The organism is Thalassotalea litorea (assembly GCF_043642205.1).
GTDB classification, from domain to species: Bacteria; Pseudomonadota; Gammaproteobacteria; order Enterobacterales; family Alteromonadaceae; genus Thalassotalea_A; species Thalassotalea_A litorea.
On sequence record NZ_JBHZSG010000010.1, the window covers coordinates 66,678 to 89,276 of the forward strand.

24 protein-coding genes are annotated in these 22,599 nt (G+C 43.9%); 12 read left to right on the plus strand and 12 right to left on the minus strand.

Features of this window, described 5'->3' with window-relative positions:
- Nucleotides 1-603: 603 nt before the first annotated feature.
- From ACHUFQ_RS07220 to napE, 6 genes are read right to left on the minus strand one after another with little or no spacing between them, the layout of a single operon-like run.
- Nucleotides 604-1,191, minus strand: coding sequence for a cytochrome c3 family protein (locus ACHUFQ_RS07220; RefSeq protein ID WP_394174322.1), 588 nt, complete (start codon nucleotides 1,189-1,191; stop codon nucleotides 604-606).
- Nucleotides 1,192-1,203: 12 nt separating this feature from the next.
- Nucleotides 1,204-1,665 carry a nitrate reductase cytochrome c-type subunit gene (locus tag ACHUFQ_RS07225; protein WP_394174393.1) on the minus strand — a complete coding sequence of 154 codons (462 nt, stop codon included), beginning with the start codon at nucleotides 1,663-1,665 and terminating at the stop codon, nucleotides 1,204-1,206.
- A gap of 11 nt (nucleotides 1,666-1,676) precedes the next feature.
- Entirely contained in the window at nucleotides 1,677-4,172 is a 2,496-nt protein-coding gene (napA, locus tag ACHUFQ_RS07230) for a nitrate reductase catalytic subunit NapA (RefSeq protein ID WP_394174323.1), read from the minus strand.
- Nucleotides 4,173-4,186: 14 nt separating this feature from the next.
- The gene (locus ACHUFQ_RS07235) at nucleotides 4,187-4,438 is read right to left on the minus strand and encodes a chaperone NapD (RefSeq protein ID WP_394174325.1); all 252 of its coding nucleotides are present in this window, start codon (nucleotides 4,436-4,438) and stop codon (nucleotides 4,187-4,189) included.
- Nucleotides 4,425-4,940, minus strand: a complete 516-nt coding sequence (gene napF / locus ACHUFQ_RS07240; RefSeq protein ID WP_394174326.1) for a ferredoxin-type protein NapF — start codon at nucleotides 4,938-4,940, stop codon at nucleotides 4,425-4,427. The genes ACHUFQ_RS07235 and napF overlap by 14 nt, the downstream gene beginning before the upstream one ends.
- Nucleotides 4,941-4,942: 2 nt before the next feature.
- A complete protein-coding gene (gene napE / locus ACHUFQ_RS07245; RefSeq protein WP_394174328.1) occupies nucleotides 4,943-5,137 on the minus strand; it encodes a periplasmic nitrate reductase, NapE protein in 195 nt (64 codons plus the stop codon).
- Between the two features lie 240 nt (nucleotides 5,138-5,377).
- Between napE and ACHUFQ_RS07250 the strand changes: the two genes are divergently transcribed.
- The 3 genes from ACHUFQ_RS07250 to ACHUFQ_RS07260 all read left to right on the plus strand — a co-directional run bounded on the left by ACHUFQ_RS07250 (nucleotide 5,378) and on the right by ACHUFQ_RS07260 (nucleotide 9,947).
- Nucleotides 5,378-7,933 carry a GNAT family N-acetyltransferase gene (locus tag ACHUFQ_RS07250; protein ID WP_394174330.1) on the plus strand — a complete coding sequence of 852 codons (2,556 nt, stop codon included), beginning with the start codon at nucleotides 5,378-5,380 and terminating at the stop codon, nucleotides 7,931-7,933.
- 121 nt (nucleotides 7,934-8,054) lie between these two features.
- Complete coding sequence (locus tag ACHUFQ_RS07255) at nucleotides 8,055-8,936, plus strand: ABC transporter ATP-binding protein (RefSeq protein WP_394174331.1); 882 nt, start codon at nucleotides 8,055-8,057, stop codon at nucleotides 8,934-8,936.
- Nucleotides 8,937-8,939: 3 nt separating this feature from the next.
- Nucleotides 8,940-9,947, plus strand: a complete 1,008-nt coding sequence (locus ACHUFQ_RS07260) for an ABC transporter permease (RefSeq protein WP_394174333.1) — start codon at nucleotides 8,940-8,942, stop codon at nucleotides 9,945-9,947.
- Nucleotides 9,948-9,975: 28 nt separating this feature from the next.
- On the opposite strand, the gene ACHUFQ_RS07265 is transcribed toward ACHUFQ_RS07260, so the two are convergent.
- The 4 genes from ACHUFQ_RS07265 to tal all read right to left on the minus strand — a co-directional run bounded on the left by ACHUFQ_RS07265 (nucleotide 9,976) and on the right by tal (nucleotide 13,420).
- The gene (locus ACHUFQ_RS07265) at nucleotides 9,976-11,052 is read right to left on the minus strand and encodes a ketoacyl-ACP synthase III (protein ID WP_394174335.1); all 1,077 of its coding nucleotides are present in this window, start codon (nucleotides 11,050-11,052) and stop codon (nucleotides 9,976-9,978) included.
- Between the two features lie 255 nt (nucleotides 11,053-11,307).
- Nucleotides 11,308-11,973 (minus strand): PAQR family membrane homeostasis protein TrhA, encoded by a 666-nt coding sequence (gene trhA, locus ACHUFQ_RS07270; RefSeq protein WP_394174337.1) that lies wholly within the window; start codon nucleotides 11,971-11,973, stop codon nucleotides 11,308-11,310.
- Nucleotides 11,974-12,145: 172 nt separating this feature from the next.
- Entirely contained in the window at nucleotides 12,146-12,313 is a 168-nt protein-coding gene (locus tag ACHUFQ_RS07275) for a DUF3545 family protein (RefSeq protein ID WP_394174339.1), read from the minus strand.
- Nucleotides 12,314-12,466: 153 nt separating this feature from the next.
- The gene (tal, locus tag ACHUFQ_RS07280) at nucleotides 12,467-13,420 is read right to left on the minus strand and encodes a transaldolase (protein WP_394174340.1); all 954 of its coding nucleotides are present in this window, start codon (nucleotides 13,418-13,420) and stop codon (nucleotides 12,467-12,469) included.
- A gap of 255 nt (nucleotides 13,421-13,675) precedes the next feature.
- On the opposite strand from tal, the gene yaaA reads away from it, so the two are divergent.
- The 8 genes from yaaA (at nucleotide 13,676) to ACHUFQ_RS07320 (ending at nucleotide 19,195) form a co-directional block, all read left to right on the plus strand.
- Nucleotides 13,676-14,452, plus strand: coding sequence for a peroxide stress protein YaaA (gene yaaA, locus ACHUFQ_RS07285; protein WP_394174342.1), 777 nt, complete (start codon nucleotides 13,676-13,678; stop codon nucleotides 14,450-14,452).
- A gap of 99 nt (nucleotides 14,453-14,551) precedes the next feature.
- Nucleotides 14,552-15,064 carry a rod shape-determining protein MreB gene (locus ACHUFQ_RS07290; RefSeq protein WP_394174344.1) on the plus strand — a complete coding sequence of 171 codons (513 nt, stop codon included), beginning with the start codon at nucleotides 14,552-14,554 and terminating at the stop codon, nucleotides 15,062-15,064.
- Between the two features lie 149 nt (nucleotides 15,065-15,213).
- Nucleotides 15,214-15,675 (plus strand): DUF2306 domain-containing protein, encoded by a 462-nt coding sequence (locus ACHUFQ_RS07295; RefSeq protein ID WP_394174346.1) that lies wholly within the window; start codon nucleotides 15,214-15,216, stop codon nucleotides 15,673-15,675.
- A gap of 123 nt (nucleotides 15,676-15,798) precedes the next feature.
- Complete coding sequence (locus tag ACHUFQ_RS07300) at nucleotides 15,799-16,374, plus strand: hypothetical protein (RefSeq protein ID WP_394174347.1); 576 nt, start codon at nucleotides 15,799-15,801, stop codon at nucleotides 16,372-16,374.
- A 121-nt stretch (nucleotides 16,375-16,495) separates the two neighbouring features.
- Nucleotides 16,496-16,831 carry a hypothetical protein gene (locus tag ACHUFQ_RS07305; RefSeq protein ID WP_394174349.1) on the plus strand — a complete coding sequence of 112 codons (336 nt, stop codon included), beginning with the start codon at nucleotides 16,496-16,498 and terminating at the stop codon, nucleotides 16,829-16,831.
- Nucleotides 16,832-16,888: 57 nt separating this feature from the next.
- Nucleotides 16,889-17,203, plus strand: coding sequence for a hypothetical protein (locus ACHUFQ_RS07310; RefSeq protein ID WP_394174350.1), 315 nt, complete (start codon nucleotides 16,889-16,891; stop codon nucleotides 17,201-17,203).
- An 87-nt stretch (nucleotides 17,204-17,290) separates the two neighbouring features.
- A complete protein-coding gene (locus ACHUFQ_RS07315; RefSeq protein WP_394174352.1) occupies nucleotides 17,291-17,962 on the plus strand; it encodes a hypothetical protein in 672 nt (223 codons plus the stop codon).
- Between the two features lie 72 nt (nucleotides 17,963-18,034).
- Nucleotides 18,035-19,195 carry an IS30 family transposase gene (locus tag ACHUFQ_RS07320; RefSeq protein ID WP_394174353.1) on the plus strand — a complete coding sequence of 387 codons (1,161 nt, stop codon included), beginning with the start codon at nucleotides 18,035-18,037 and terminating at the stop codon, nucleotides 19,193-19,195.
- Between the two features lie 427 nt (nucleotides 19,196-19,622).
- Here ACHUFQ_RS07320 and srmB read toward each other — a convergent pair whose 3' ends face one another.
- Together srmB and fldB are read right to left on the minus strand one after the other, a co-directional pair.
- Nucleotides 19,623-20,888, minus strand: a complete 1,266-nt coding sequence (gene srmB, locus ACHUFQ_RS07325; protein ID WP_394174355.1) for an ATP-dependent RNA helicase SrmB — start codon at nucleotides 20,886-20,888, stop codon at nucleotides 19,623-19,625.
- Between the two features lie 119 nt (nucleotides 20,889-21,007).
- Nucleotides 21,008-21,529, minus strand: coding sequence for a flavodoxin FldB (gene fldB / locus ACHUFQ_RS07330; protein WP_394174356.1), 522 nt, complete (start codon nucleotides 21,527-21,529; stop codon nucleotides 21,008-21,010).
- Nucleotides 21,530-21,752: 223 nt separating this feature from the next.
- Here fldB and dsbC point away from each other — a divergent pair, with 223 nt between their 5' ends.
- Nucleotides 21,753-22,517, plus strand: a complete 765-nt coding sequence (dsbC, locus tag ACHUFQ_RS07335; RefSeq protein WP_394174358.1) for a bifunctional protein-disulfide isomerase/oxidoreductase DsbC — start codon at nucleotides 21,753-21,755, stop codon at nucleotides 22,515-22,517.
- Nucleotides 22,518-22,599 lie beyond the last annotated feature (82 nt).

A 22,599-nucleotide genomic window follows, 5' to 3' on the forward strand; every position in this document is an offset into this window, starting at 1 on the left:
CTTCTTCGAAGAAATCCTCTACGACGCATTACAAGTGTGCGGGTGACAGACTGGCGTCGGTGGGAACTTGAAGCAATAATCGGATAATTCGACAGCGTCTTCTTCGAAGAAATCCTCTACGACGCATTACAAGTGTGCGGGTGACAGACTGGCGTCGGTGGGAACTTGAAGCAATGATGAGTAGTCGGCAATTTTATCAAACTCGTTATTTGTTAGAAGGTGACAGACATTCGCCGGGCGAGAACACCTTTTTGTTAGAAAGGTGTCCAGGTGACAGACTGACGTCGGAGGGAACTTGAAGCAATAATCGGATAATTCGACAGCGTCTTCTTCGAAGAATTCCTCTACGACGCATTACAAGTGTGCGGGTGACAGACTGACGTCGGTGGGAACTTGAAGCAATGATGAGTAGTCGGCAATTTTATCAAACTCGTTATTTGTTAGAAGGTGACAGACATTCGCCGGGCGAGAACACCTTTTTGTTAGAAAGGTGTCCAGGTGACAGACTGACGTCGGTGGGAGCTTGAGGCAATCAATGAGCCTTAACCAAGTGGCACTGACCAATTGAATCCGCAACAAAAACTAGCCGTAAGGCCAGTTTTTCTACCAACCACTCACGCCTTCCATATCGGGTAAGTGGTGAGCAATGCCTTTATGGCAATCAATGCAAGTCTTTTCACCAGACGCTAATGATGTACTGTGTTGTTTGGCCGCCCGAACACTTTGTGAAGTAAAATCCATATAGCTGAAATCATGACAGTTTCGACATTCCAGCGAGTCGTTGGCTTTTAATCTTGCCCATTCATGTTCTGCAAGTTCACGACGTTTTTCGAGAAATTTCTCGCGGGTATTTATAGTGCCAAACACTTTTCCCCAGACCTCTTTCGAGGCTTGCATTTTCCGAGCAATTTTATCGGTCCATTCGTGTGGTACATGACAATCAGGGCAGGTGGCTCTAACGCCTGAACGGTTTGAAAAGTGAATGGTGGTTTTTAGTTCATCGTAGGGGTTGTCGCTCATTTCATGACAGCTAATACAGAACTCTTCCGTATTGGTCAGTTCCAGCGCGGTATTAAATCCGCCCCAGAAAATGATCCCGGCAATAAAACCGCCAAGAGTAAGAAACCCTAATGAATAGTGGACACTGGGGCGACGGATTGTGTGCCATACGCGTAAAAAGAACGCTTTCATAATGACTCCTGGTTATTGACCCTGTGGCTTAGCAGCTTTTTCCGCCAATATTGTGTGCATATCAACAAAATCGTTTTCTACTTTCGGCTCTGTTGACAATTGGGTAACGTGACACTGATTACAGAAGTAACGTCTGGCGGAAATTTCAGCGAGAAAATTACCATCCCGGTCCATATAATGGGTCACGCTGACCATGGGCGCTTGTGATTCGCTGGTACGATTTCGAGCATGGCATGACATACACGTATTGACGTTCAGATTAACCTCATAATCCCGATCCGTATGTGGGATTATCGGCGGTTGCATCGGATAGTTGCGCGCTTGTTTAATATCGTCATTGGTTGGCTTTGGTATGTATTCTGGGTTCACATCGGCATCGATAGCGGTGTTATTTCGCAGTGTTGCTATCTCCTCAGCCATCGCGGCGAAGCATAAAACCAGAACCGGAACGAGTATTACTTTGGCATAGTTCATCATCTACCTCCTCACGCTTTGACAATTTTAACGGCACACTTCTTAAAATCCGTTTGCTTGGAAAGAGGATCCGTGGCATCTAAAGTGATCTTGTTTATCAGCCGGCTGGCGTCAAACCACGGCATAAACACCAACCCTTTAGGGGGTTTATTTCTGCCTCTGGTTTCAAGACGAGTCAATAATTCTCCCCGTCTTGATATGATCTTGACCCGCTCACCGCGACGAATATTTCGTTTTTTCGCATCATCCGGATGCATGTATAGCAAGGCATCGGGGATCGCACGATATAGTTCAGGCACCCGTTGAGTCATCGAACCACTGTGCCAATGTTCGAGTACGCGCCCAGTGGATAGCCACAAATCGTACTCATCATCGGGCGATTCCGCCGCTGGCTCATAAGGCAGGGCGAAGATGATTGCCCGGTCATCAGGGTGGCCATAAAACTGCCAGTCTTTCCCGGATTCGACATAGGGATCAGACCCTTCTTTAAAGCGGCGAAGGGTTTCTTTACCATCGACGACAGGCCAACGTAAACCGCGTTCCTGGTGATAGACATCGTAAGGCGCCAGATCATGGGCGTGACCGCGACCAAACTCGGCATACTCTTCGAACAGACCTTTTTGCAGATAAAAGCCAAAATGACGGGCATCATCATTAAGCTGATCATCTGCCACTTCCGACAATGGATATTTATCCACCTGACCATTCTTAAATAACACCTCATATAAGGTTTTACCCTGGTAATCCCCCTGGGCAATGAGCTCTTTAGGCCAGACCTCTTCAACCTTGAAACGCTTACTGAATTCAACCAATTGCCATAGATCGGAGTAACAACCTTCTGGCGGTGGTACCTGTTGATACCAGGCCTGGGTACGACGTTCCGCATTCCCATAAACGCCTTCTTTTTCTACCCACATGGCCGTTGGTAGAATGAGGTCTGCTGCTTGTGCTGTCACTGTTGGATAGACATCGGATACCACGATAAAGTTTTCCGGATTGCGATAACCCGGGTAACCTTCTTCATTGATATTGGCCGCCGCCTGCATGTTGTTGTTACATTGGACCCAGTAAAAATTCAGTTTGCCGTCTTTTAACATGCGATTTTGCAATACCGCGTGATAACCGGGGACTGGGTTGATGGTATCTTTGGGTAATTTCCATATTTTCTCAGCTTTGGCTCGATGTTCTGGTTTGTTAACAACCATATCTGCGGGCAAACGATGAGCAAAAGTTCCAACCTCGCGAGCCGTTCCGCAGGCCGATGGTTGGCCGGTCAGGGAAAATGGGCTATTGCCCGGGGTGGAAATTTTACCGGTTAACAGATGAATGTTATAAACCAGATTGTTAGCCCACACACCGCGAGTATGCTGGTTAAAGCCCATGGTCCAAAACGAGGTGACTTTGACATCCGGATCGGCATACATTTTTGCCAGTTCGATCAATTTCTTCTTACCGACTCCCGATAATTCAGATACATAGTCCAGAGTATATTTACTGACGAATTTAGCATACTGCTCGAAATCAATTTCAACCGAATCCCCTGCGGTTTCATCGTTGTGCTTGGCTGCTTTTTCTAATGAGTTTTCCGGGCGCAGCCCATAGCCAATGTCGGTAGTTCCGAGTCTGAAATTGGTATGTTTATTGACGAAATCGTGATTAACTTTATCGTTTTCAATGATGTAATTGGCAATGTAATTTAGGATAGCCAAATCGGTTTGCGGGGTGAAAATCATGCCGTTATCGGCCAAATCAAAGCTACGGTGGGTAAACGTTGAAAGCACCGCAACCTTAACGTGGGGAGCGCTCAAACGTCTGTCAGTCACCCGAGTCCATAATATTGGGTGCATTTCCGCCATATTGGAACCCCACAATACGAATGCATCTGCGGCTTCTATATCATCATAACATCCCATCGGTTCATCAATACCAAAGGTACGCATAAAGCCGACCACGGCAGATGCCATGCAGTGTCTGGCATTGGGGTCGATGTTGTTACTACGGAATCCGGCTTTAATTAATTTCACTGCCGCATAGCCTTCGTGAACGGTCCATTGTCCAGAGCCAAACATACCAACCGCTTCCGGACCTTTTTCGTTAAGGGCTTTTTTGGCTTTCTCGGCCATGATGTCGAACGCCTGATCCCAGCTGATTTCGGCAAATTCGCCATTTTTGTCGTATTCGCCATTACTCATGCGCAGTAAGGGTTTCGTTAGCCTGTCCTTGCCGTACATGATTTTTGATAAAAAATAGCCTTTAATGCAGTTCAGGCCTTTATTAACTGGCGATTTTATATCGCCATGGGTAGCAACTACCTTACCATCCAGTGTCGCGACGTTGACACTGCAACCCGTTCCGCAGAAGCGGCAGGGCGCTTTATCCCATTTAAGCTTAGTGATGTCTTTGGCGGTGATTAAATTGGATGCGCTAGCTGGAATACTTAAGCCAGCTGCGGTTGCTGCAGCTGCAATGGCATTGGCTTTGATAAACGCACGGCGATCTAGTTTCATAGGGTTATTCTCCGCTACTCGCTGGTATATTGGTGATAGACAGGTGCAAGGGAAAGCACTCCTTGCAGGTCTTTGAGTACATCCATATCTCTGGCAATTTGATTGTGAGTACTTGCTTCTAATGTAAATACAATTTTTCCTGTCTCCGATTGAGCATGAACTTCGCCGCCTGGGAGGGTGGTTATATGCTGTTTTACATTGGCTAATTCTTGATGCAAGACCTGGGCAACGAAGCTGGCGACGTGGTATTCATCAACGGATGGCATAGTCCTGCTCCTGAGTATTGATAAGTTCGGTGGATTGATTGGGACAAACACTGATACAGGCACCGCATTGATTGCAGGCTTGTTGGTCAACTTCCGGTGTGGGAATCGACGTAAGATATTTGAATGAAATTGCTTGTTGGTCACAACTATCGGCACAGCTTTGACAAAAAATCTGCTGTTTAGCCAGGCAGGTTTGTTTGATATTCAACATCCCTGAGAATGGCGCTTCATCGCGCGCTCTAAATAAAGGCTCCGGGCACGTATCTACGCAGACACCGCAAAATGTGCATTCATCTTTTGTAAAGTTTAAATAAGGGAGGCCGTCCGCATCGAGTTCAATAATGTGCGTTTCACAAACATCCACACAAGCATGACACTGACTGCAGTGCGCGGCAAAGTGCTTTTCACCGATAATAAAGGGTAAACGAAAATGGGTTACAGCGTTGCGGGTTTGGGCTCGAAAAAACCTCCGCCGTGATAAATCTACCTGACGCAATGTCACCGCTAATGTCCCCCTGGAGGACCGTAAATGATTTGCATCATCCAGATGAAAAAGCCATAACTGCCAACGATAACCACAGCCAATATGGGGGCAAGAAATATCGTCAGGAACAGAAACGTATTTCGTTCCCGAGATTTTTCTTCTCGGGCATCCAATGCAGGATTTTCATCATGATCTAAGGTTTTTGGATCTGACATAAAATTGCTCACAACTTTAGTTAGGCGTTTTAAACTCAGGCGTTTAAGGCTTTTATTCAGTAAAACCCCAAAACATGTGGGGTTTCCTATCTTAAAGTTAGCAGAGGAACGGGAAATTGGCAGTACTGGTAAATTATCCGTGAAGTTTTCGACGTCAAACTAGCGCGAGAGCCATTGCATTTCCTATAAACAATTCTGTTAGACTATAGCTTTACAATTAACAGGTTACCGATTGGGTTAATGACAGCGCAGGATTTTCAATGGTTAAATTGGTCTGGGCAACAGGCAAGACATTTGCTTTGCATTGACGTGTCAGAGCGAACTCCTGTGTTGTTGAGTGAGTTATTGCACGCCCAGCTTCGTTATTATTTTCGTGCCCAGAATCAGACATACCAAACTCAGTTTAAACTCGAACCTGCCAATCTAAATACGGTAACCTATCAGCATGCTGCAAATTCATCTGCGGTTCGAGGCATTGAAGGGTGTCAAAAACAAGACACAATAGCGTCACTTTTTCGCAATATTGCCACTGGCAACGACGGAATGGGGCAGCAAAACAGCGTCGATACACCGCCGTTTTTTTCTACGACAGCCACATTTGGGCAACAGTATCGGGCGCAATTAGGCGGTGAAAATCGTCTGGTATTGGCGGATATGCGTCAATCTTTTAATCCTGATGTAATTGCCGCTCTGGCCGGTACAGTGATCGGCGGTGGGGTGATGATTGTCTTTGTGAGCCAGCAGCAAACGCCATCGAATGTCCTGCGACACTTTATTCAGGGGTTTAAGCGTTACAACAGCTGCCATTATGTCAATGTCAGCCGCGAGGGGTTAGAACAAGACTGGCAGCAAATAATTACCAACATCTTTAGTCGCAAAGAACCAACTGGGCAGAATGATACAGTCGGTTTACAAGGGCATGCCGCAAGGGATAAGACGAATTTTGATGCGATAAGTCCAAACAAAGAAAGCGAGATACACAACCCGCACGGCGCGGTAAACTCAGAACAACATCAGACCATTGAAGATATCATTAAGGTCGCAACCGGACGTCGGGATCGTCCTTTGGTGATCACTGCAGATCGCGGGCGTGGCAAAACCACATCGTTGGCATTAGCGAGTATTCAGTTATTGCAACAACGCCCATCACCGATAACGATAATTATTACTGCGCCAACACCTGCAGCGGTAAAAACCTATTTTCGCCATTTACAACAATGTCCGCTTGAGATCTCGATTCATGCTCTGGTGGCGGAGTATCGCCAACATAAGATCTGTTTTGTGCCAGTCGATGAGCTTATAGAAAATCCGAGGCAATGCCAGCTGCTTTTGATTGATGAAGCGGCTGGTATTCCAATCGCGCAATTACAGCGCCTGAGCGAGTGTTATCATCGTCTGGTATTCTCTTCCACGGTGCATGGCTATGAAGGGGCTGGCAGAGGTTTTACCCATAAGTTTCTGACCTATCTGCATCAAACCTATACCAACAGCCGTCAATTGCACCTGAATTCACCGGTGCGTTGGTCGCAACAAGATGAAGTAGAACCATTATTGTTTGAACGCTTTTTCTTAAATGCAGGCCTACCCATATTGCCGGCACAATATAGGGAACACGAATCCTTAAACATTTCATCAAGCCCGGACGGTTCAAAATTTACCTTTGAAGCAGGTGACCTGATGACACCGTCCACGGTGACTGGCACGATACGTTATCAATGGTTACAGGGTAAGGAATTGTTAGAACGTGAGGAGATATTTGCCCAGGCGTTCGCGATGTTAGTTGCAGCTCATTATCAGACCAAACCTTCCGACCTTAAGCTGCTGCTAGATGAAGAGTCTGTATTTTTGGGGTTGCAGTTTATGGATGTGACGAGTGAATCGGGTGCGCGTCAGGGTGAGACGCTATTGTCCGGGGTTGCGTTGATAATGATTGAAGGTGACTTGTCTACAGAGCTGATTGACAAGGTTAACCTGGGACAGCGGCGGATCCCCGGGCAATTTACGCCGCAGTCATTAATGACTCAGGCAAACGTTGATTGGGCATTTGATTTTCGTTATGCCCGCGTTGTGCGCATTGCCGTTCATCCTGATTTGCAAGGTCATGGCCTGGGCAATCAGTTAATTCGTGCCTGTGAAAGCTTTGCAACTGACAAACAGCTCGATTGTTTGTCCACAAGTTTTGGCGTCAACCAATCCTTGTTTCACTTTTGGCATCAGGCTAACTTTAAGGTTGCGCGCCTGGGCTTTACTCGTGATAAGGCAAGTGGCGAGTTTTCAATCCTGATGCTAAAGCCGTTGCATGATAATGTTGCCGACAAGGTCATTGCCCTTGAGGCGCAATGGCGCAGTGAATGGGCGATTTTTTTGCCAGATGAACATCGAGAGTTGTCTTCATCGTTGGTGGCGTTGTTGTTATCGGCGACCACTGTCGACACGCAACGCGTTGCTACCGAACAATTAACGTCGCTCGGGGCGCAGGATATTGTTGTGATCGAGCATTTCATTCAGGGGACACGGCAACTTAGCAGTTGTATGCCGGCGCTGCAGCGATTATTAATGAGCCTGGCAAAAGCTGACTATAGTTATGTAAAACGTGTTGAGTTAGACGCTTGCTACGACGGCTCCCCTCTGGCGTTATTAGTGGGTAAGGTATTACAAAAACAGAGCTTCTTGCAATTAGCAAAACGTAGTGGCTTAAGTGGTCAAAAAGCCGTAGTTACACAATTAAAAACGGCGTGCAAGGCACTTTTACAGGCTAGGAGTTTGCAAGCTAGGAATCGCAACAACCTTGGCTGAATAGGCGATAGTTGGTTTCGTTGTCATCTGTTTATCTTAAGAGCTAAAGTCGAAAAAATGCGCCTATCAGACTAAGCGTAGCCATCATACCAACAACGCCAAGGGGTTAAACGGGATATCAGTGATCGAAGTCAGGCAATTATCGAAACATTACCAAGATGTCAAAGCCGTAGACGACGTCAGTTTTACAGTCCAACAAGGCCACTGTTTCGGTTTGCTGGGGCCAAATGGGGCTGGAAAAACCACCACCATTGAAATCATGGAAGGGATCTTGAAACCCACATCAGGCTCCGTGGATTTTCTCGATGTTGCGCCTCAGGATGTTTCTCAGCACATTGGTATTCAGTTTCAACATACTGCGTTACAGGATTATTTGACAGTAAAAGAAACTCTGACCCTGTTTAAAGCTTTTTACCAGCGTGGCGTTGATATTGAAACGCTGGTGCAATGGTGCGATTTAGAAGAGATTATTGACCGCGACAACCGTTTGTTGTCGGGTGGCCAAAGGCAGCGTTTACTGTTGGCTCTGGCATTGATAAACGATCCGCAGATTGTATTTCTTGATGAGCCAACCACAGGTTTGGATCCGCAATCGAGACGGCATTTTTGGCAGCTCATCGATAATATCAAGGTACAAGGAAAAACCGTTATTCTTACCACCCACTATATGGATGAAGCCCAACAACTGTGTGATCAAATTGTGATCATGGATCACGGTAAAATCATTGAGCAGGGCTCTCCAAAAGAGCTATTGGATAAGCATTTTAAACAGGTGTTTTTGACCCTGCCAGCAGATAATGTCAAACCTGAAGCAGTAGCTCAATTATTTGACGGCGCGCAATGCCAACAAGTATCAGAGCGGATTGAAATCGCCACATCTCATGTTGAAAATACAGTAAAACAATTAATCGCAGCACATGTGCCATTAACCGGATTGCACATTAAATCTGCTAATCTGGATGATTTATTTTTAAAACTTACCGGCCACAGCCTGCGGGGATAACGTATGTTCAATATGCAACGATTTTGGGCTGTGGTTAAAGCGAGAAACCTGGAGTTTTTTCGCGATAAATCTTCGCTAGGCTGGAATCTGCTGTTTCCGGTGTTGTTACTGGTGATCTTTGCGATGGTCTTCTCCGGCGATGGCCGCGCCGTTTACAAAGTTGGGGTGTTAGATAAAAACCCTAAGACAATGTCATTCTTGCATACTCGCTATATTGACTTTATTGACTATCAAAACCTGAACAAAGCGAAAATTAAGTTGCAACAACATGAAATCGATTTAATCATCGATCAGAGCAACGCTGAGTATTGGGTTAATGAAGAATCTCCCAAAGGCTATCTGGTTGAGAAAATGTTTCTCAGCGAGGCGCAGCAATTTCAGCGACAAATGATACAGGGCAGGGCCATTCGTTATATCGACTGGGTGTTACCCGGTATTCTTGGCATGAATATCATGTTTTCATGTTTGTTTGGGGTGGGCTATGTCATTGTCAGATATCGTAAAAACTCGGTTCTCAAACGCTTAAAGGCAACGCCGTTATCGGCTCTGGAATTTGTAGCCGCGCAGTTAACCTCAAGACTGTTTATTGTCTTGTCTATGGCGACCATCGTTTATGTTGGATGCGATCTGGTTTTTGATTTTTACATGCTTGGTAGCTATGTCGATTTGTTTCTCATCGCTGTATTAGGGGCGATGAGTCTGATTTCTCTGGGGTTGGTGATATCAACGCGAAGCAAAAGTGAAGAGTTGGTGGGCGGGTTATTAAATATGGCAACCTGGCCAATGATGCTGTTATCTGGTGTGTGGTTTTCGTTAGAAGGCGCGCCTCAGATTGTAAAGACTATTGCTGCAGTATTTCCGTTGACTCATTTGGTTTCTGCAGGACGAAAAATCATTACCGAAGGGGCGACATTAATGGATATTCAAATGGAAATTTGGACCATGATGGGGATGACGGTGGTGTTTTTACTCTTAAGCGCGTACTTGTTTAGCTGGGATGGTGATCGTTAGTATCACCACCCCTAATTCTGCAAAAAGACTATTCAGCCTTACTCAGACAGTGCTCAATCGAAACGCTTAACAGTGCTTTGGCATTGTGGGCATCCTGCTCCTGTTGCACATATTCACGACTAGGGGTGACTTTGCTTCCCCATTTGATGTAAGCCGCTCCCCAGGTTAAACCGGCGCCAAATGCCGCGCTCATGATGTTATCACCGGCTTTTACTTTACCTTGCTCTAAGGCTTCACATAAGGCAATCGGTACGGTTGCCGCCGACGTGTTTCCATACTTTTGAATATTGACCATGACTTGATCGTCGCGCAATTTCAGCTTGCTTTGTAAGGTTTCGATAATACGAATGTTTGCCTGATGCGGAACCAACAAGTCGATATCGTCAACGCTCAGTCCGGTTTCCTGCATTACGGTTTCCGTTGCCTGACCCATACCGCGTACAGCACGTTTAAATATATCCTGACCCTGGAATGAAATATCGAGTGCTGACGGCGGATCCACATATCGGTTCATATCCGTGCCGAAATTATTAATGGATAAAATATCCCGGGCATTGGAATCGCAGCCAAGTTTTGCATTCAGTAAGCCGCAAGGTTGGTCCGTGGCTTCCAGAATAACAGCGCCTGCGCCATCACCAAATAACACGGCGGTATCGCGCTTGGCCCAGTTAATAAACCAGCTCATACGTTCAGCACCGATAACCAGAGCTTTTTTGGCAGCTCCGAATCGAATTTGTGCCGTTGCATTCTGCAGGGCGTATAAAAATCCGGTACAGGCTGAGCTTAAATCAAAACACGCTGCATTATTCGAACCGAGAAGTTGTTGCACTCGGGACGCGGTATTAGGTACCAGAGTATCTGGGCAGGAGGTCGCGACAATGATCAAATCAATCTCATCTGCTTCAATGCCAGCGCTTGCTAACGCGTGTTTTGCCGCCAGCGTGGACATTTCTGCGGTATTGATATGGGAAATTCGACGCTCTTTTATTCCGGTGCGGCTACTGATCCATTCATCAGAGGTTTCGATAAAGGTGGCTAAATCGTCATTGGTTAGCGTGGCAGGTGGCGTATATTTACCCCAACCTGTGATTTCTGCATATTGCATAACAACATCCTGGAAAGTACCTGAGTCCAGACATCAGGTAAACAAAACTACGAATAACTCGATAGTTTAATGACAAATGTCGACAAGTTAAAGGAATTAGTGAAGAAAGAAGAGGGTGGTTAATTCTGGATAGGGGGTTTGAAGCAGGTATCAAGGTGTCAGCGCGTTAGCTGTCGGCCGAAAATCTGAGTAGATCAGATTGTCTTTCTCGACGTCAGTCTGTCACCGAAAACAGAAGTAAACACCGTTTGCTTCTTAACCCATCAGATAAATGTATACCGCCAGAAAATGACAGACACTGCCAGCCAGCACAAACATATGCCAGATAGCGTGATTAAAGGGGATTTTCTTAACGGCATAAAATACCGCGCCCAGGGTATATGCCGCGCCACCGCTGGCCAATAGAATCAAAGCACCGGTTGCAACATTGCTAATCATCTCGGGTAGGGCGATTACCACCAGCCAACCCATGGCAAGGTATGTTGCTAATGAAACCTTCGGAAAGCGCTGGCGAAATACTAGCTTAAATAAGATCCCGGCAATGGCCAATGTCCAGACAATGGATAGAATGGCGTAACCCCAGGCATTTTCAAGCGATATCAGCATAAACGGGGTATAGGTGCCGGCTATCAGTAAATAAATCGCACAATGGTCGACAAGCTTCAATACTGACTTTACCGACTGATGAGTAATGCTGTGGTATAAGGTGGATGCTAAAAACAGCACTATCATCGATGTGCCATAGATAATAGCACTGGTCATTTGCGCCGCATCGGATGCTACCATGATCATTAAGGTCAAGGCTGCGACACTTAACATCGCACCAACACCATGAGTAATGGAGTTTAAGAGTTCTTCGACAAAGGAATACCCTTGACGCAGGTTCTGTTGAATATTTTGCGGAATAATTTGACCGGACATGAATGCGCCTGAGAATTGCTGGAAACAGGATAAATTATGCGCTGAAGTGCAGGTGATTTCAAATGAAGTTTACGTGAATGGTCGGTGATTAAGGATAGTAGGGCCACCGGAAGCGCCATGTAAATCCGCTCCCGGATACCCTTTAATTCGCTCACACGGTTGTGCGGCTGGGTTAAACTTCTTCTAGCAGATGCTCTAACGAGTTGTCATAACTGAGAAGTTCTTTTTCTAGAGCCAGTTTTTCCTTAAATTGTTCTATTTCGCGCCATTTACGTTTTTTGCTTGTTTTAGTTTTAGTTTTCTCTTCGAAAATTTCCATTAAGCTCTCAATTGGATCCATAATATTAGCTCCTGCCGATTACAATTGATTTCAAAGACACTTTTTTAATACCACAAAAAAAAATTGAAGAAAACACCTATTTGTAAAAAAAACAGACAAAAAAAGCGGTTTAAAACCGCTTTTTTTGATTATTTATTGCGCAAACCGTATGGATTACAATAAGTTGCGCAATTTTTCTTCAAGTTTAATTTGATCTACCGTAAACCCTCGGATCCCTTCCGCAAGTTTTTCTGTTGCCATGGCATCTTCATTCATCAACCAGCGAAACTGACTTTCTGTAAGGGACGCATCCGGCGCTGACGTTTCGTTATTGTCTTGCAGCTTTTGCTCGACCGGTTGAGAAGATTCCGACAGCTCTGCCAATAATGCCGGACTGATGGTTAACCGATCACAACCAGCAAGTTCGAGAATTTCATCTTTATTGCGGAAACTGGCACCCATCACGATGGTGTTGTAACCATGTTGTTTATAGTAGTTATAGATCTGTGTTACTGAGATAACACCTGGATCTTCAGCCGCAGGGTAGCCTTCTTTACCGGTGGATTTTTTGTACCAGTCAAGAATTCGACCAACAAACGGGGAAATCAGAAAAACGCCGGCTTCGGCACAGGCTCGTGCCTGAGCAAAGCTAAATAACAGTGTCAGGTTACAGTTAATGCCTTGTTGTTCAAGCTGTTCGGCGGCACGAATCCCTTCCCAGGTTGAAGCGATTTTGATCAGTATTTTATCTTTACCAATCCCATGTTGCTCATACAAACCGATAAGTTTTTTCGCTTTTTCTACCGTTGCTTGGGTATCAAATGACAAGCGCGAATCCACTTCCGTGGAGATACGGCCAGGGACAATTTTTAAAATCTCGACTCCAGTCAAAACCGAAAACATATCTGCAGCTTCTACAATCTGTGCCTGCGCATCTTTTGTCTGTTGTTTTCCGTAGTCGATAGCCTGTTGCAATAGTGGCTGATAGCCAGCTAATTCAGATGCTTTAAGCAATAGTGATGGATTGGTCGTGGCATCTTGTGGTTGAAAGCGGGCGATCGCATCTACGTCGCCAGTATCGGCAACCACTGTGGTCATAGCCTTTAATTGAGATAACTGATCAGTCATTGTCTTGTCCTTTAAAAATGTAGCTGCAGCCATTGAAACGAAAAACGTATGCCTTTACAAGCGCTAATAGAGTAAATAATCGAATATATTATGATAATTACCAAATGTGACTGATCAAAAGTTGCGTTTGTTTAGTATTTACAGCCAAGCCTTATTCGTGACGCTAACCTGGCTCCCCTTGGACGATCCCTTTTTAAAAGGATCGTGATATAGTCTGACACAAATTAATTTCGTTGATTTAATGGAACTTAGCTAATGCTTATTGTTGTATCACCCGCAAAAAATCTTGATTATGAATCGCCACTCACTACCCAAGTGTTCAGCCAACCAGAATTATTAGATGACAGCCAGGAGCTTATTGAGCGTTGTCGTCAGTTAACGCCCGCAGAATTATCATCATTGATGTCAATCAGCGATAAGCTAGCTGGCCTGAATGCCGCAAGATTTGGAGAATGGAGCATGCCGTTTAATCAGGACAATGCCAGACCTGCAGTATTAGCGTTCAATGGTGATGTATATACTGGCCTTGATGCGAAATCATTCAACGATGACGATTTCGGTTTTGCTCAGCAAAACCTGCGAATCCTTTCTGGCCTTTATGGCGTCTTACGGCCATTGGATTTAATGCAGGCCTATCGTTTAGAAATGGGCACTAAGCTTGATAATAATCGCGGCAGTAACTTGTATCAGTTCTGGGGTGACATCGTCACCGAAAAGCTTAATAAAACCCTGGTTGATGAATCAGATCCAGTTCTGATAAACCTGGCTTCTAACGAGTATTTCAAAGTGGTGAAAAAGAAAAAGCTGAATGCAGAGATTATCACTCCAGCGTTTAAAGACTGGAAAAATGGTGAATACAAAATGATCAGCTTTTTCGCCAAAAAAGCCCGGGGCCTGATGGCGCGCTATATTATCCAAAATCAATTGACTGACGTAGAACAGTTAAAAGGTTTTGATCTTGATGGTTATGGCTACAATGAAGCGTTATCGACAGATGCGGTGCCGGTGTTTACCCGTAAGCAAGTAGGCTAAGAACGCAAACGGCGTTGCGCTGTGTGGTCGGTTACCGGGTTAATTTACAGTGATTAACCGCCGTTCACCATAGCAGCATGATGATGGATGAAGTATTACATGCTTAGAAAAATCTTAAATAAGTTTAGCCCGATTATTTATGTCCAAATATGGGAAAACCGCATCAGAGTCGTGGATACGAAAACAGGTAAAGAATTTGATGAAAAACCCTATCTATTGACCAGGGAAAACAGCAAAGGGGTTAAGGTTATAGCGGCAATTGGTAATAATGCTGAGCATGCAATATCCTCCAATGAAGAATCGATAAACCCATTTTCTCACCCTCGTTTTTTACTCAATAATTTTTTCGTCGCTGAGAAAATTTTGCAGCATGCCATATATACATTAATCGGGAAGTTTTCTCTTAGACCAGCACCCACGATTGTAATCCACCCAATGGAAAAAATTGAGGGTGGACTGAGTCAGATTGAAGACAGGGCGTTTCGAGAATTAGCATTGGGAGCTGGTGCATATGACGTTGTTGTATACACGGGAAGCCCTTTGTGTATTAAGAGCATAGATATAGAAAACCTTAAAAAGCTGGACGATACTGTGAGCGCTGCGAGCATTTAATGTTGTATCGTTTGATTCCAAGTTTGACGTTAATTAACTGAAAAGGTTAATGTCTTTAGTCAGCGAACAACGGCCACGTACATGGAAAGTAACTAAATACAAATTTAATCGTTCACATAAAAAGTGACTAGCAAATCAAAGGAAGGAAAATGCTATTTATTACAATGACTCATGCTGCATTAGCAATTCTTGCTACAATCACCGGAGCATTTGTATTAGCTCGCAGGAAAGGCGATATTTCACATACAACACTGGGAAAAATTTTCGTTATTAGCATGATTCTAGTTAACCTATCGGCTTTTTCGTTTTGGCCGAAATATGGTTTCACTTTCTTTCAGGTGCTGGCATTGTGGAATTTGATCTGGGTGTTGCTTGGTTATTATTATGCTTATAAAAAACCGAACAATAATTGGCTAGTGAATCACTATTACTACATTTCATATGCCTATCTTGGTGTTCTCGCCGCGACAGTAGCTCGACTTCCCGTAACTTTAGAATTTGCACCTACTGAGTCGGCTTTGATTTCATTGGTGGTAGTTTTCGGCTTTGGAGCTTACTATATCGAAAAGATTGGCAAAAAAGTTCGAGAGTACCGCTTGTCGCTTAGATGATGTTCAATAGTTATGTCTCTGAAGAGCGAGCAACGGCCGTTCAAGAGATTTAGATTTATGCTTTTTTACTGGTCACATGGTAAATCACTCAACGACATAAATTACAAGAACAATGGATAAAGTTTGACCGGATTAAAAATCGTCTTTGCAACAATCAGTGAAAAATATTTATTGCTAGCCACAACTATTGGTGTGTTCTTAGCTTCTAAATATTTCTTCAACAGCTCTATCATATCGTTGGGCATCTGTTTGGTTTATTTCTTCTGCCTGTATTGTTTGGCAGTTGGACCAAGACATTTAGCGATGAGACGGAATTTAGCCTTGTTGGAAAGTGATACTGAGTTGATAGATACGGGCATAACACCATACTCCCCTGAGATGGAATTTTTTGAAGAAGATTCTCAAAAATGGTTTTCTGGGCGAGGGATGATTATGGAGCTTACCGGAAATTACCAAACGAAACTTTCTAAACAAGGGGTTCTTCTTCATTGCTGCGAGATTCCTTATTCCTCCGTATATGTTATTCCTTGGGGAAACATAAAACATATAAATACAACTAGCGAAACTATGGCGATAATTGAAAGTGTGTATGAAATATCGTTTGATACAGATCGGGCTATTCATATACCTCTTAAAGAGGAAAACTTCATACGATTAAAAGCCCATAGTACAGACCAATTAGCAGGTCGAAGCACCTGATAAAGGTGAAACTCAATGTTTAACTGTAGGCTGGAGCTCAAAGAACTCAAACTTGACGTCAATTCTGTGGAAAGGTTAATGTCTCAGAAGAGCGATCAAGAGTCATTCAAGGAATTGCAATATGGCTTTAAAAGTATTCAAGGTTTCAACTGTTGTAGCGCTAGTTTTGTCACCCTTTAACGCTATGGCTAATAGTGATGGTGCCTGTTCAGAATCAAACTTTGATTTTGTGATGACTAAGCTGAATGACAATAAGTTTACAGACAATGGGCTGACCCAGGAAGAGTTTAGCAAAACCATTCCTAATCCAAGCCCCGTCTGCGAAATTAAAAATGATTTGATGAGCGATGGACTAGCTTTTACCGTGTATAAAGAAGGTGTAGACTCTCAATTTTACATAAGCGTATACAACGGATTAAACGGCTCTGTTAAGTATTTTGGACCGTTTGAACTTTAACGATTAGGTCTGCAATGAGCGATAAGCAGCCGTTCAAGGTTTAATAATTAGCGGGTAATGCATATTAAGAAGTTATGGGAAAGTATGGGGCCTAAAAATCACACATCTGAATTACGGCAGTTGATTAAAGATGCACGCTGGGCAATGTGGGCGTTTGCGACTATCAATATCTTGGTGTTAGTTGTGCTTGTGATTGATGGCATGAATAACATGTTCGTTTTCATGGCCGTGTTTCTTCAAGTATTCCTATTTCTAATCTGGTTACTGCCAGTATTTCTATACCAAGTTTTAATCAAAAAGCTTTCATTAAAATATGCTTTATACACATCTTTCGCATCATACAAAGAAGCGCTTGGTCACCTTTCATGGTAAAAGGATATTAGTTTGACGTTAACTTGCTGAAAAGGTTAATGTCTTTAAAGAGCGATAAGCGGAAATTATATAAGGAAGTGGTATCAAGTGAAACGCGGTTTAATACTCATATTTTTATGCTCATTGATGTCATGTGGTAAAAATGATTACGCTTATCTTTTATTTAATGACACAAAAATTTGTGTTCCATCGGAGTACGTGCCTGGCCTCTCACCATTTGGCCAATGGATAGAAGATAACGTTGATGGATTAGACTCAAGCGACGGCAGTGAAATAATTAGAATACCTCCAGAGGTAATCAAGAGTTATGTCCCAGACTACACGATCAGCCACATCAATAAGCACGGCGTTGATTTACGGCACGAAATAAGTGGTATTGCTTATAAAACCTCAAGTATTGGCTCTCCAGATGGTATGGCTCATACCGCTTGGCAGGTTTATGAAAAAAACGAAAATCCACTGGTTGTAATGGAAGAGTCTGGTCACTATAGAATTTATCCTTGGGGCTATGAATCCTTTTCTTGGGATTTAGTAAAGTCACCGCCGCCTGAAGTTCCTACAGAAAATTTTCCTGATGATTGGTATATAGGTTACTGTGGGAATACAACGGACTCTTGTTTTCAGTCAATAACTTATAAAGACATATGGTATCAGTATCATCTTCAGCTTAACGATTTAGAAGTTAGAGATGAAGTTGAAAGTGCATTATTTTCGCTGTTTGAATCATGGGAAAACAATTGCAACAACCATACTTCTTGAACGGCTGTTTCTGGCTGTGAGTTCAAGCGGTGAGTGCAACGCTATCCTTATACTAACTTGAGGAGCGACTGCATGAAACAGAAAAAGCGTGAATACTTTACCGCCGCGCAAAAAACAATTATCTGGGATAGATATAAGCAAGGCGATACTTTGCATGAAATCGCAAGGATGTTTAATCGCGGCCATACTTCAATTCTACCTACTATCTACAACGCCGGAGGAATTCGTCCTCCAGAAAGAAAGCGCCACCCTAGCTCACTAACCCTTACTGAAAGAGAAGAAATCTCTAGAGGTTTAGCTTCCAAAAAGTCTCTCCGTGAAATCGCCAGGAAGCTCGGAAGGTCACCCTCAACTGTCTGTCGGGAAGTTAAACGACATGGCGGTTCAAAGTGCTATCGAGCAAATAAAGCCGATAAAGTTGCATGGGAAAACACGAAAAGGCCTAAAACTTGTAAGCTACTGGGGAACAAAGCATTATGCTTAATAATTGCTCGGAAAATGGCAACCGCATGGTCTCCACAACAAATATCCGGGTGGCTGAAACGGAAGTATCCCGATAAAGAGGAGCTCCATGTGTCGCATGAGACCATTTACAAAACCCTTTATATCCAGGCTCGTGGAGCATTAAAGAAAGAGTTACAAAAACATTTGAGGACGCACAGGCCTGTTCGTAAGTCGAGAAAAACCACGCTAAAAGGCAAAGGTATAGGAGGCATTTCTGACGCAGTACCAATCAGTGAAAGGCCTGCTTCAGTAGAAGACAGAGCCGTTCCTGGGCATTGGGAGGGTGACTTAATACAAGGCTCAAACAACAGCTATATCGTCACATTAGTAGAGCGCCATTCACGATATGTCATGCTAGCCAAGGTCCCAAACAACAAAACGGTGACGGTTATAAAGGCATTAATCAAACAATCGAAAAAGCTGCCTACAGAGCTATATAAATCACTTACTTGGGATAGAGGAGCTGAACTATCAAATCATAAAGACTTCACGCTAGCGACCGACATACAGGTTTATTTCTGTGATCCTAAGTGCCCATGGCAGCGTGGCTCAAATGAAAACACAAACAGGTTGCTGCGACAATATTTCCCAAAAGGTACTGACTTGAGCGTGCATTCTCAGTTACGATTGAATCAGGTTGCAAGACAACTTAATGAAAGACCGAGAAAGACGCTAGAATATGAAACACCTGCTGAACGATTTAATGAGTGTGTTGCGTCCATCGGTTGAACTCACAGCACATCAGAGACGTTCGGCTCTAGCCTTAGATGCCGTGTAGTGTCACGGCATGACGAAGTTTTTTGTGGCTTTTACCAACGTTTCATAAAATGAAACGTTATCCACCCAATGCGTTTTGCGCATTATCCCTCCATTACGATTTATCGTAATCTCCACCCAAAGAAACTTGTTTCTTTCTCCACCTTGAGGGAATTTCAATTCCCGTTGTTGGTACATCAGAGACATTCAGCTCTAGCTAAGATTCCCTGTAGCATCAGGGAATGACGCAGTTTTTTTTGGCTTTTACCAACGTTTCATAAAATGAAACGTTATCCACCCAATGCGTTTTGCGCATTATCCCTCCATTACGATTTATCGTAATCTTCACCCAAAGAAACTTGTTTCTTTCTCCACCTTGAGGGAATTTCAATTCCCGTTGTTATTTATTCGCAGCCTTTTTGGCTTTTTTCGCCTTCTTCGCTTTTTTCGCCACTTTTTGTTTACGGCTTAATCCGGCGTTCTTTTTGACGTTTGCCTTTGGCTTTTTGGTCGGTATTCTGGCTTCTTTATGTTTCGGTCGTAATTCATCGATAACACGACGACGCAGACGTTCATCCATGTAACGTTCGATTTTACCCAAAGATAACATGTCATGGGCTTCAACCAGGGATATGGCGGTGCCTTTTTTACCAGCCCTGCCAGTGCGACCAATGCGATGAACATAAATATCGGCTTTACGTGGCATATCAAAATTGATCACATGGGTGATTTCATCGATATCCAGACCGCGGGCGGCGACATCCGTAGCTACCAAAATATTGACTCGATTGTTTTTAACCCGAGCCACGGCATTGTTGCGTTTGTCCTGAGGCATTTCCCCCTCTAACCAGACATTTGCCAGGTTGGCACTTTGCAATTTTCCAGCGAGAAACTGTACCGTTTCCCGTTTATTGGCAAACACTACCGCCCGTTTGACATCCTCTTGCTGCAGGATATGCAAAAGTAATTCGATTTTGTGTTCTTTGTTGTCCGCCAGATGAATCCATTGGTGGGTTTTCGCTTTTTCCTTACGTGACGGATGCGATTCCAGGAAAACCGGCTCATTTAAAATGTCTTTGGAGAAACGAATGATCCCGGCACCAGCTAATGTGGCGCTAAATAACATTGTCTGTTTACGCCACCGGGCTTCCCCGGCAATGCGATTAATGTTTTCAGAAAAGCCCATGTCCAGCATTCGATCGGCTTCATCAAGCACCAGAATTTCAATATCACGGGCGTCAAATTGCTCGGTTTCAATATATTCTAATAATCGTCCCGGAGTTGCGATCAATACATCGGTGGTACTGGTCAGGATCTCTTTGTGAGAGCCATAGTTGACGCCGCCGGTAATCAGGCCACTTTTGATATGGGTATGCTCACTGAGTTGCTCTGCTTGCTCGAATATTTGCGTCGCCAATTCTCGGGTAGGTGCGAGAATTAACACCCGGGGAAATCCAGGTTTAGTGCGCGGGTAATCCAACAGGTGCTGCAAGCTAGGTAAGAGAAATGCAGCGGTTTTTCCTGTACCCGTTGGCGCACTGGCGAGAACATCCTTACCGGCCATCGCCTCGGGTAACACCAATTCCTGAATTGAGGTCGGTTTTTTGTACCCGGCTGACGTGGTAGCAGCAACGAGTTTATCGTCAAGATCAAACTGTTCAAACATGGTAAGCATGTACCTTAGAAATTGCTTTGTTATTAAAGCCCTGGCGAGGACTCAGTATAGGTGGTTAAGTTATGTTAATCCAAAAATCAGAGGTCTGATTCGACCCTTATAGATAATGATTATGCTTGCAGATCAACTGTTTCCTGCAGGATTTGTTGACACCATTGCTCAATTCTCTGGTCGGTCAAATCGTATTGGCATTCATCATCTAATGCCAGACCGACAAAAAACTGTTGATCTTCACTCAACGCTTTTGATGCACTAAATTCATATCCCTCATTTGGCCAGTAGCCTATGATACTTGGGTTCGTGATAATGACCTGATCATGTAACATCCCCAAAGCGTCCTGAAACCATTCGCCATATCCCTGTTGGTCACCTAAGCCAAAAAGGGCAACAATCTTGTTGCTCAAATTTAATGTCGCAATATCGTCCCAGCTCGATTCCCAGTCTTCCTGCAGTTCACCAAAATCCCAGGTGGATATCCCGAAAATAATAATATCGAAATCTTCACACTGGTTAAGAGGTACGTCTTTGATATTAAAGATCTCAACCAAATCTTCGCCGATGGTCGCTTGAATTTTCTCAGCAGCCATTTCGGTATAGCAGGTTGTCGAACCGTAAAATAAGCCTATTTTCATGGTCAAAGACTGTATGGGAAAAAATTTGCGGCGATTTTAACAAGAACATCGCTGTCATGCTATGTTTTCTGTAGACCGTCAAAGAAAACGCTATGCTTGAAAAAGAACCTTATTAAGGACGCTAAATCAAAAGGCTTGTAATTTTTACACGTAGCCAGTAATTTAGTTGTCCCTAATTCGGTCTATCCGAAGGTTAGTTTAGGATTAAAAAGTGAATCTCTATATGAATTTGTTAACTCGTGCCGGGCACAAAATTGCGATTATTGTTTTTGCACTAACGACCGCCATGCTCGCCAATATTGCAAGTGCTCAGGAATTGTCCGTTGAGCAACTAAAGACCATCAAAGCTCGCATGGCTAAATTGGGTCTTAACGCAGATACTGTCAAGGTATCGCCAATGGATGGGTTGGTAGAAGTGATTACCGATCAGGGAATTTTTTATACCAGTGTTGATGGTAATTATCTGATTCAGGGTAAGGTTTATGATATTGGCGGTGCCCAAATCGAGAATCTAACCGAATCGTCACTGGCGAAAGTTCGTATTGATGGTATGAACGAATTTGAAGATTCGATGATCGTTTTTCCTGCGAAAGAAGAGCAGTATCAAATCACCGTCTTTACCGATTTGACCTGTGGTTATTGCCGTAAATTGCATCAACAAATGGATGAGTTTAATGACCTGGGCATTACCGTGCGTTATTTAGCGTTTCCCAGAGGCGGTATTGGAAGCCAGTCTTTTATCGATATCCGCTCAGTATGGTGTAGCAATGACCAACAACAAGCAATGACCAATGCAAAAGGCGGTGCACAGGTACAACAGAAAGTTTGTGCTGAACCGGTTGCTGAACAATATGAGTTTGGTCGTAAAGTTGGTGTCAACGGTACCCCGGCAATTATGCTAGAAGATGGCATTATGGTACCTGGCTATAAATCTCCACAGCAAATGCAACAACTGTTGCGCAGTATACCAACTGCCAAAGCTGGATAAGCCACTTACCTCATCCTGTTTAGACCTACCCTGGAATACGCATTAACTCAAATCGTATTCCATGGTATTCTGCTTTTACCCT

Coding starts and splice junctions, on each gene's coding strand:
- ACHUFQ_RS07220 (WP_394174322.1), bottom strand. CDS start 1,191: ATGAAAGCGTTCTTTTTACGCGTATGGCACACAATCCGTCGCCCCAGT.
- ACHUFQ_RS07225 (WP_394174393.1), bottom strand. CDS start 1,665: ATGAACTATGCCAAAGTAATACTCGTTCCGGTTCTGGTTTTATGCTTC.
- napA (WP_394174323.1), bottom strand. CDS start 4,172: ATGAAACTAGATCGCCGTGCGTTTATCAAAGCCAATGCCATTGCAGCT.
- ACHUFQ_RS07235 (WP_394174325.1), bottom strand. CDS start 4,438: ATGCCATCCGTTGATGAATACCACGTCGCCAGCTTCGTTGCCCAGGTC.
- napE (WP_394174328.1), bottom strand. CDS start 5,137: ATGTCAGATCCAAAAACCTTAGATCATGATGAAAATCCTGCATTGGAT.
- ACHUFQ_RS07250 (WP_394174330.1), top strand. CDS start 5,378: ATGACAGCGCAGGATTTTCAATGGTTAAATTGGTCTGGGCAACAGGCA.
- ACHUFQ_RS07260 (WP_394174333.1), top strand. CDS start 8,940: ATGTTCAATATGCAACGATTTTGGGCTGTGGTTAAAGCGAGAAACCTG.
- ACHUFQ_RS07265 (WP_394174335.1), bottom strand. CDS start 11,052: ATGCAATATGCAGAAATCACAGGTTGGGGTAAATATACGCCACCTGCC.
- trhA (WP_394174337.1), bottom strand. CDS start 11,973: ATGTCCGGTCAAATTATTCCGCAAAATATTCAACAGAACCTGCGTCAA.
- ACHUFQ_RS07275 (WP_394174339.1), bottom strand. CDS start 12,313: ATGGATCCAATTGAGAGCTTAATGGAAATTTTCGAAGAGAAAACTAAA.
- tal (WP_394174340.1), bottom strand. CDS start 13,420: ATGACTGATCAGTTATCTCAATTAAAGGCTATGACCACAGTGGTTGCC.
- yaaA (WP_394174342.1), top strand. CDS start 13,676: ATGCTTATTGTTGTATCACCCGCAAAAAATCTTGATTATGAATCGCCA.
- ACHUFQ_RS07290 (WP_394174344.1), top strand. CDS start 14,552: ATGCTTAGAAAAATCTTAAATAAGTTTAGCCCGATTATTTATGTCCAA.
- ACHUFQ_RS07295 (WP_394174346.1), top strand. CDS start 15,214: ATGCTATTTATTACAATGACTCATGCTGCATTAGCAATTCTTGCTACA.
- ACHUFQ_RS07305 (WP_394174349.1), top strand. CDS start 16,496: ATGGCTTTAAAAGTATTCAAGGTTTCAACTGTTGTAGCGCTAGTTTTG.
- ACHUFQ_RS07310 (WP_394174350.1), top strand. CDS start 16,889: ATGCATATTAAGAAGTTATGGGAAAGTATGGGGCCTAAAAATCACACA.
- ACHUFQ_RS07320 (WP_394174353.1), top strand. CDS start 18,035: ATGAAACAGAAAAAGCGTGAATACTTTACCGCCGCGCAAAAAACAATT.
- srmB (WP_394174355.1), bottom strand. CDS start 20,888: ATGTTTGAACAGTTTGATCTTGACGATAAACTCGTTGCTGCTACCACG.
- fldB (WP_394174356.1), bottom strand. CDS start 21,529: ATGAAAATAGGCTTATTTTACGGTTCGACAACCTGCTATACCGAAATG.
- dsbC (WP_394174358.1), top strand. CDS start 21,753: ATGAATTTGTTAACTCGTGCCGGGCACAAAATTGCGATTATTGTTTTT.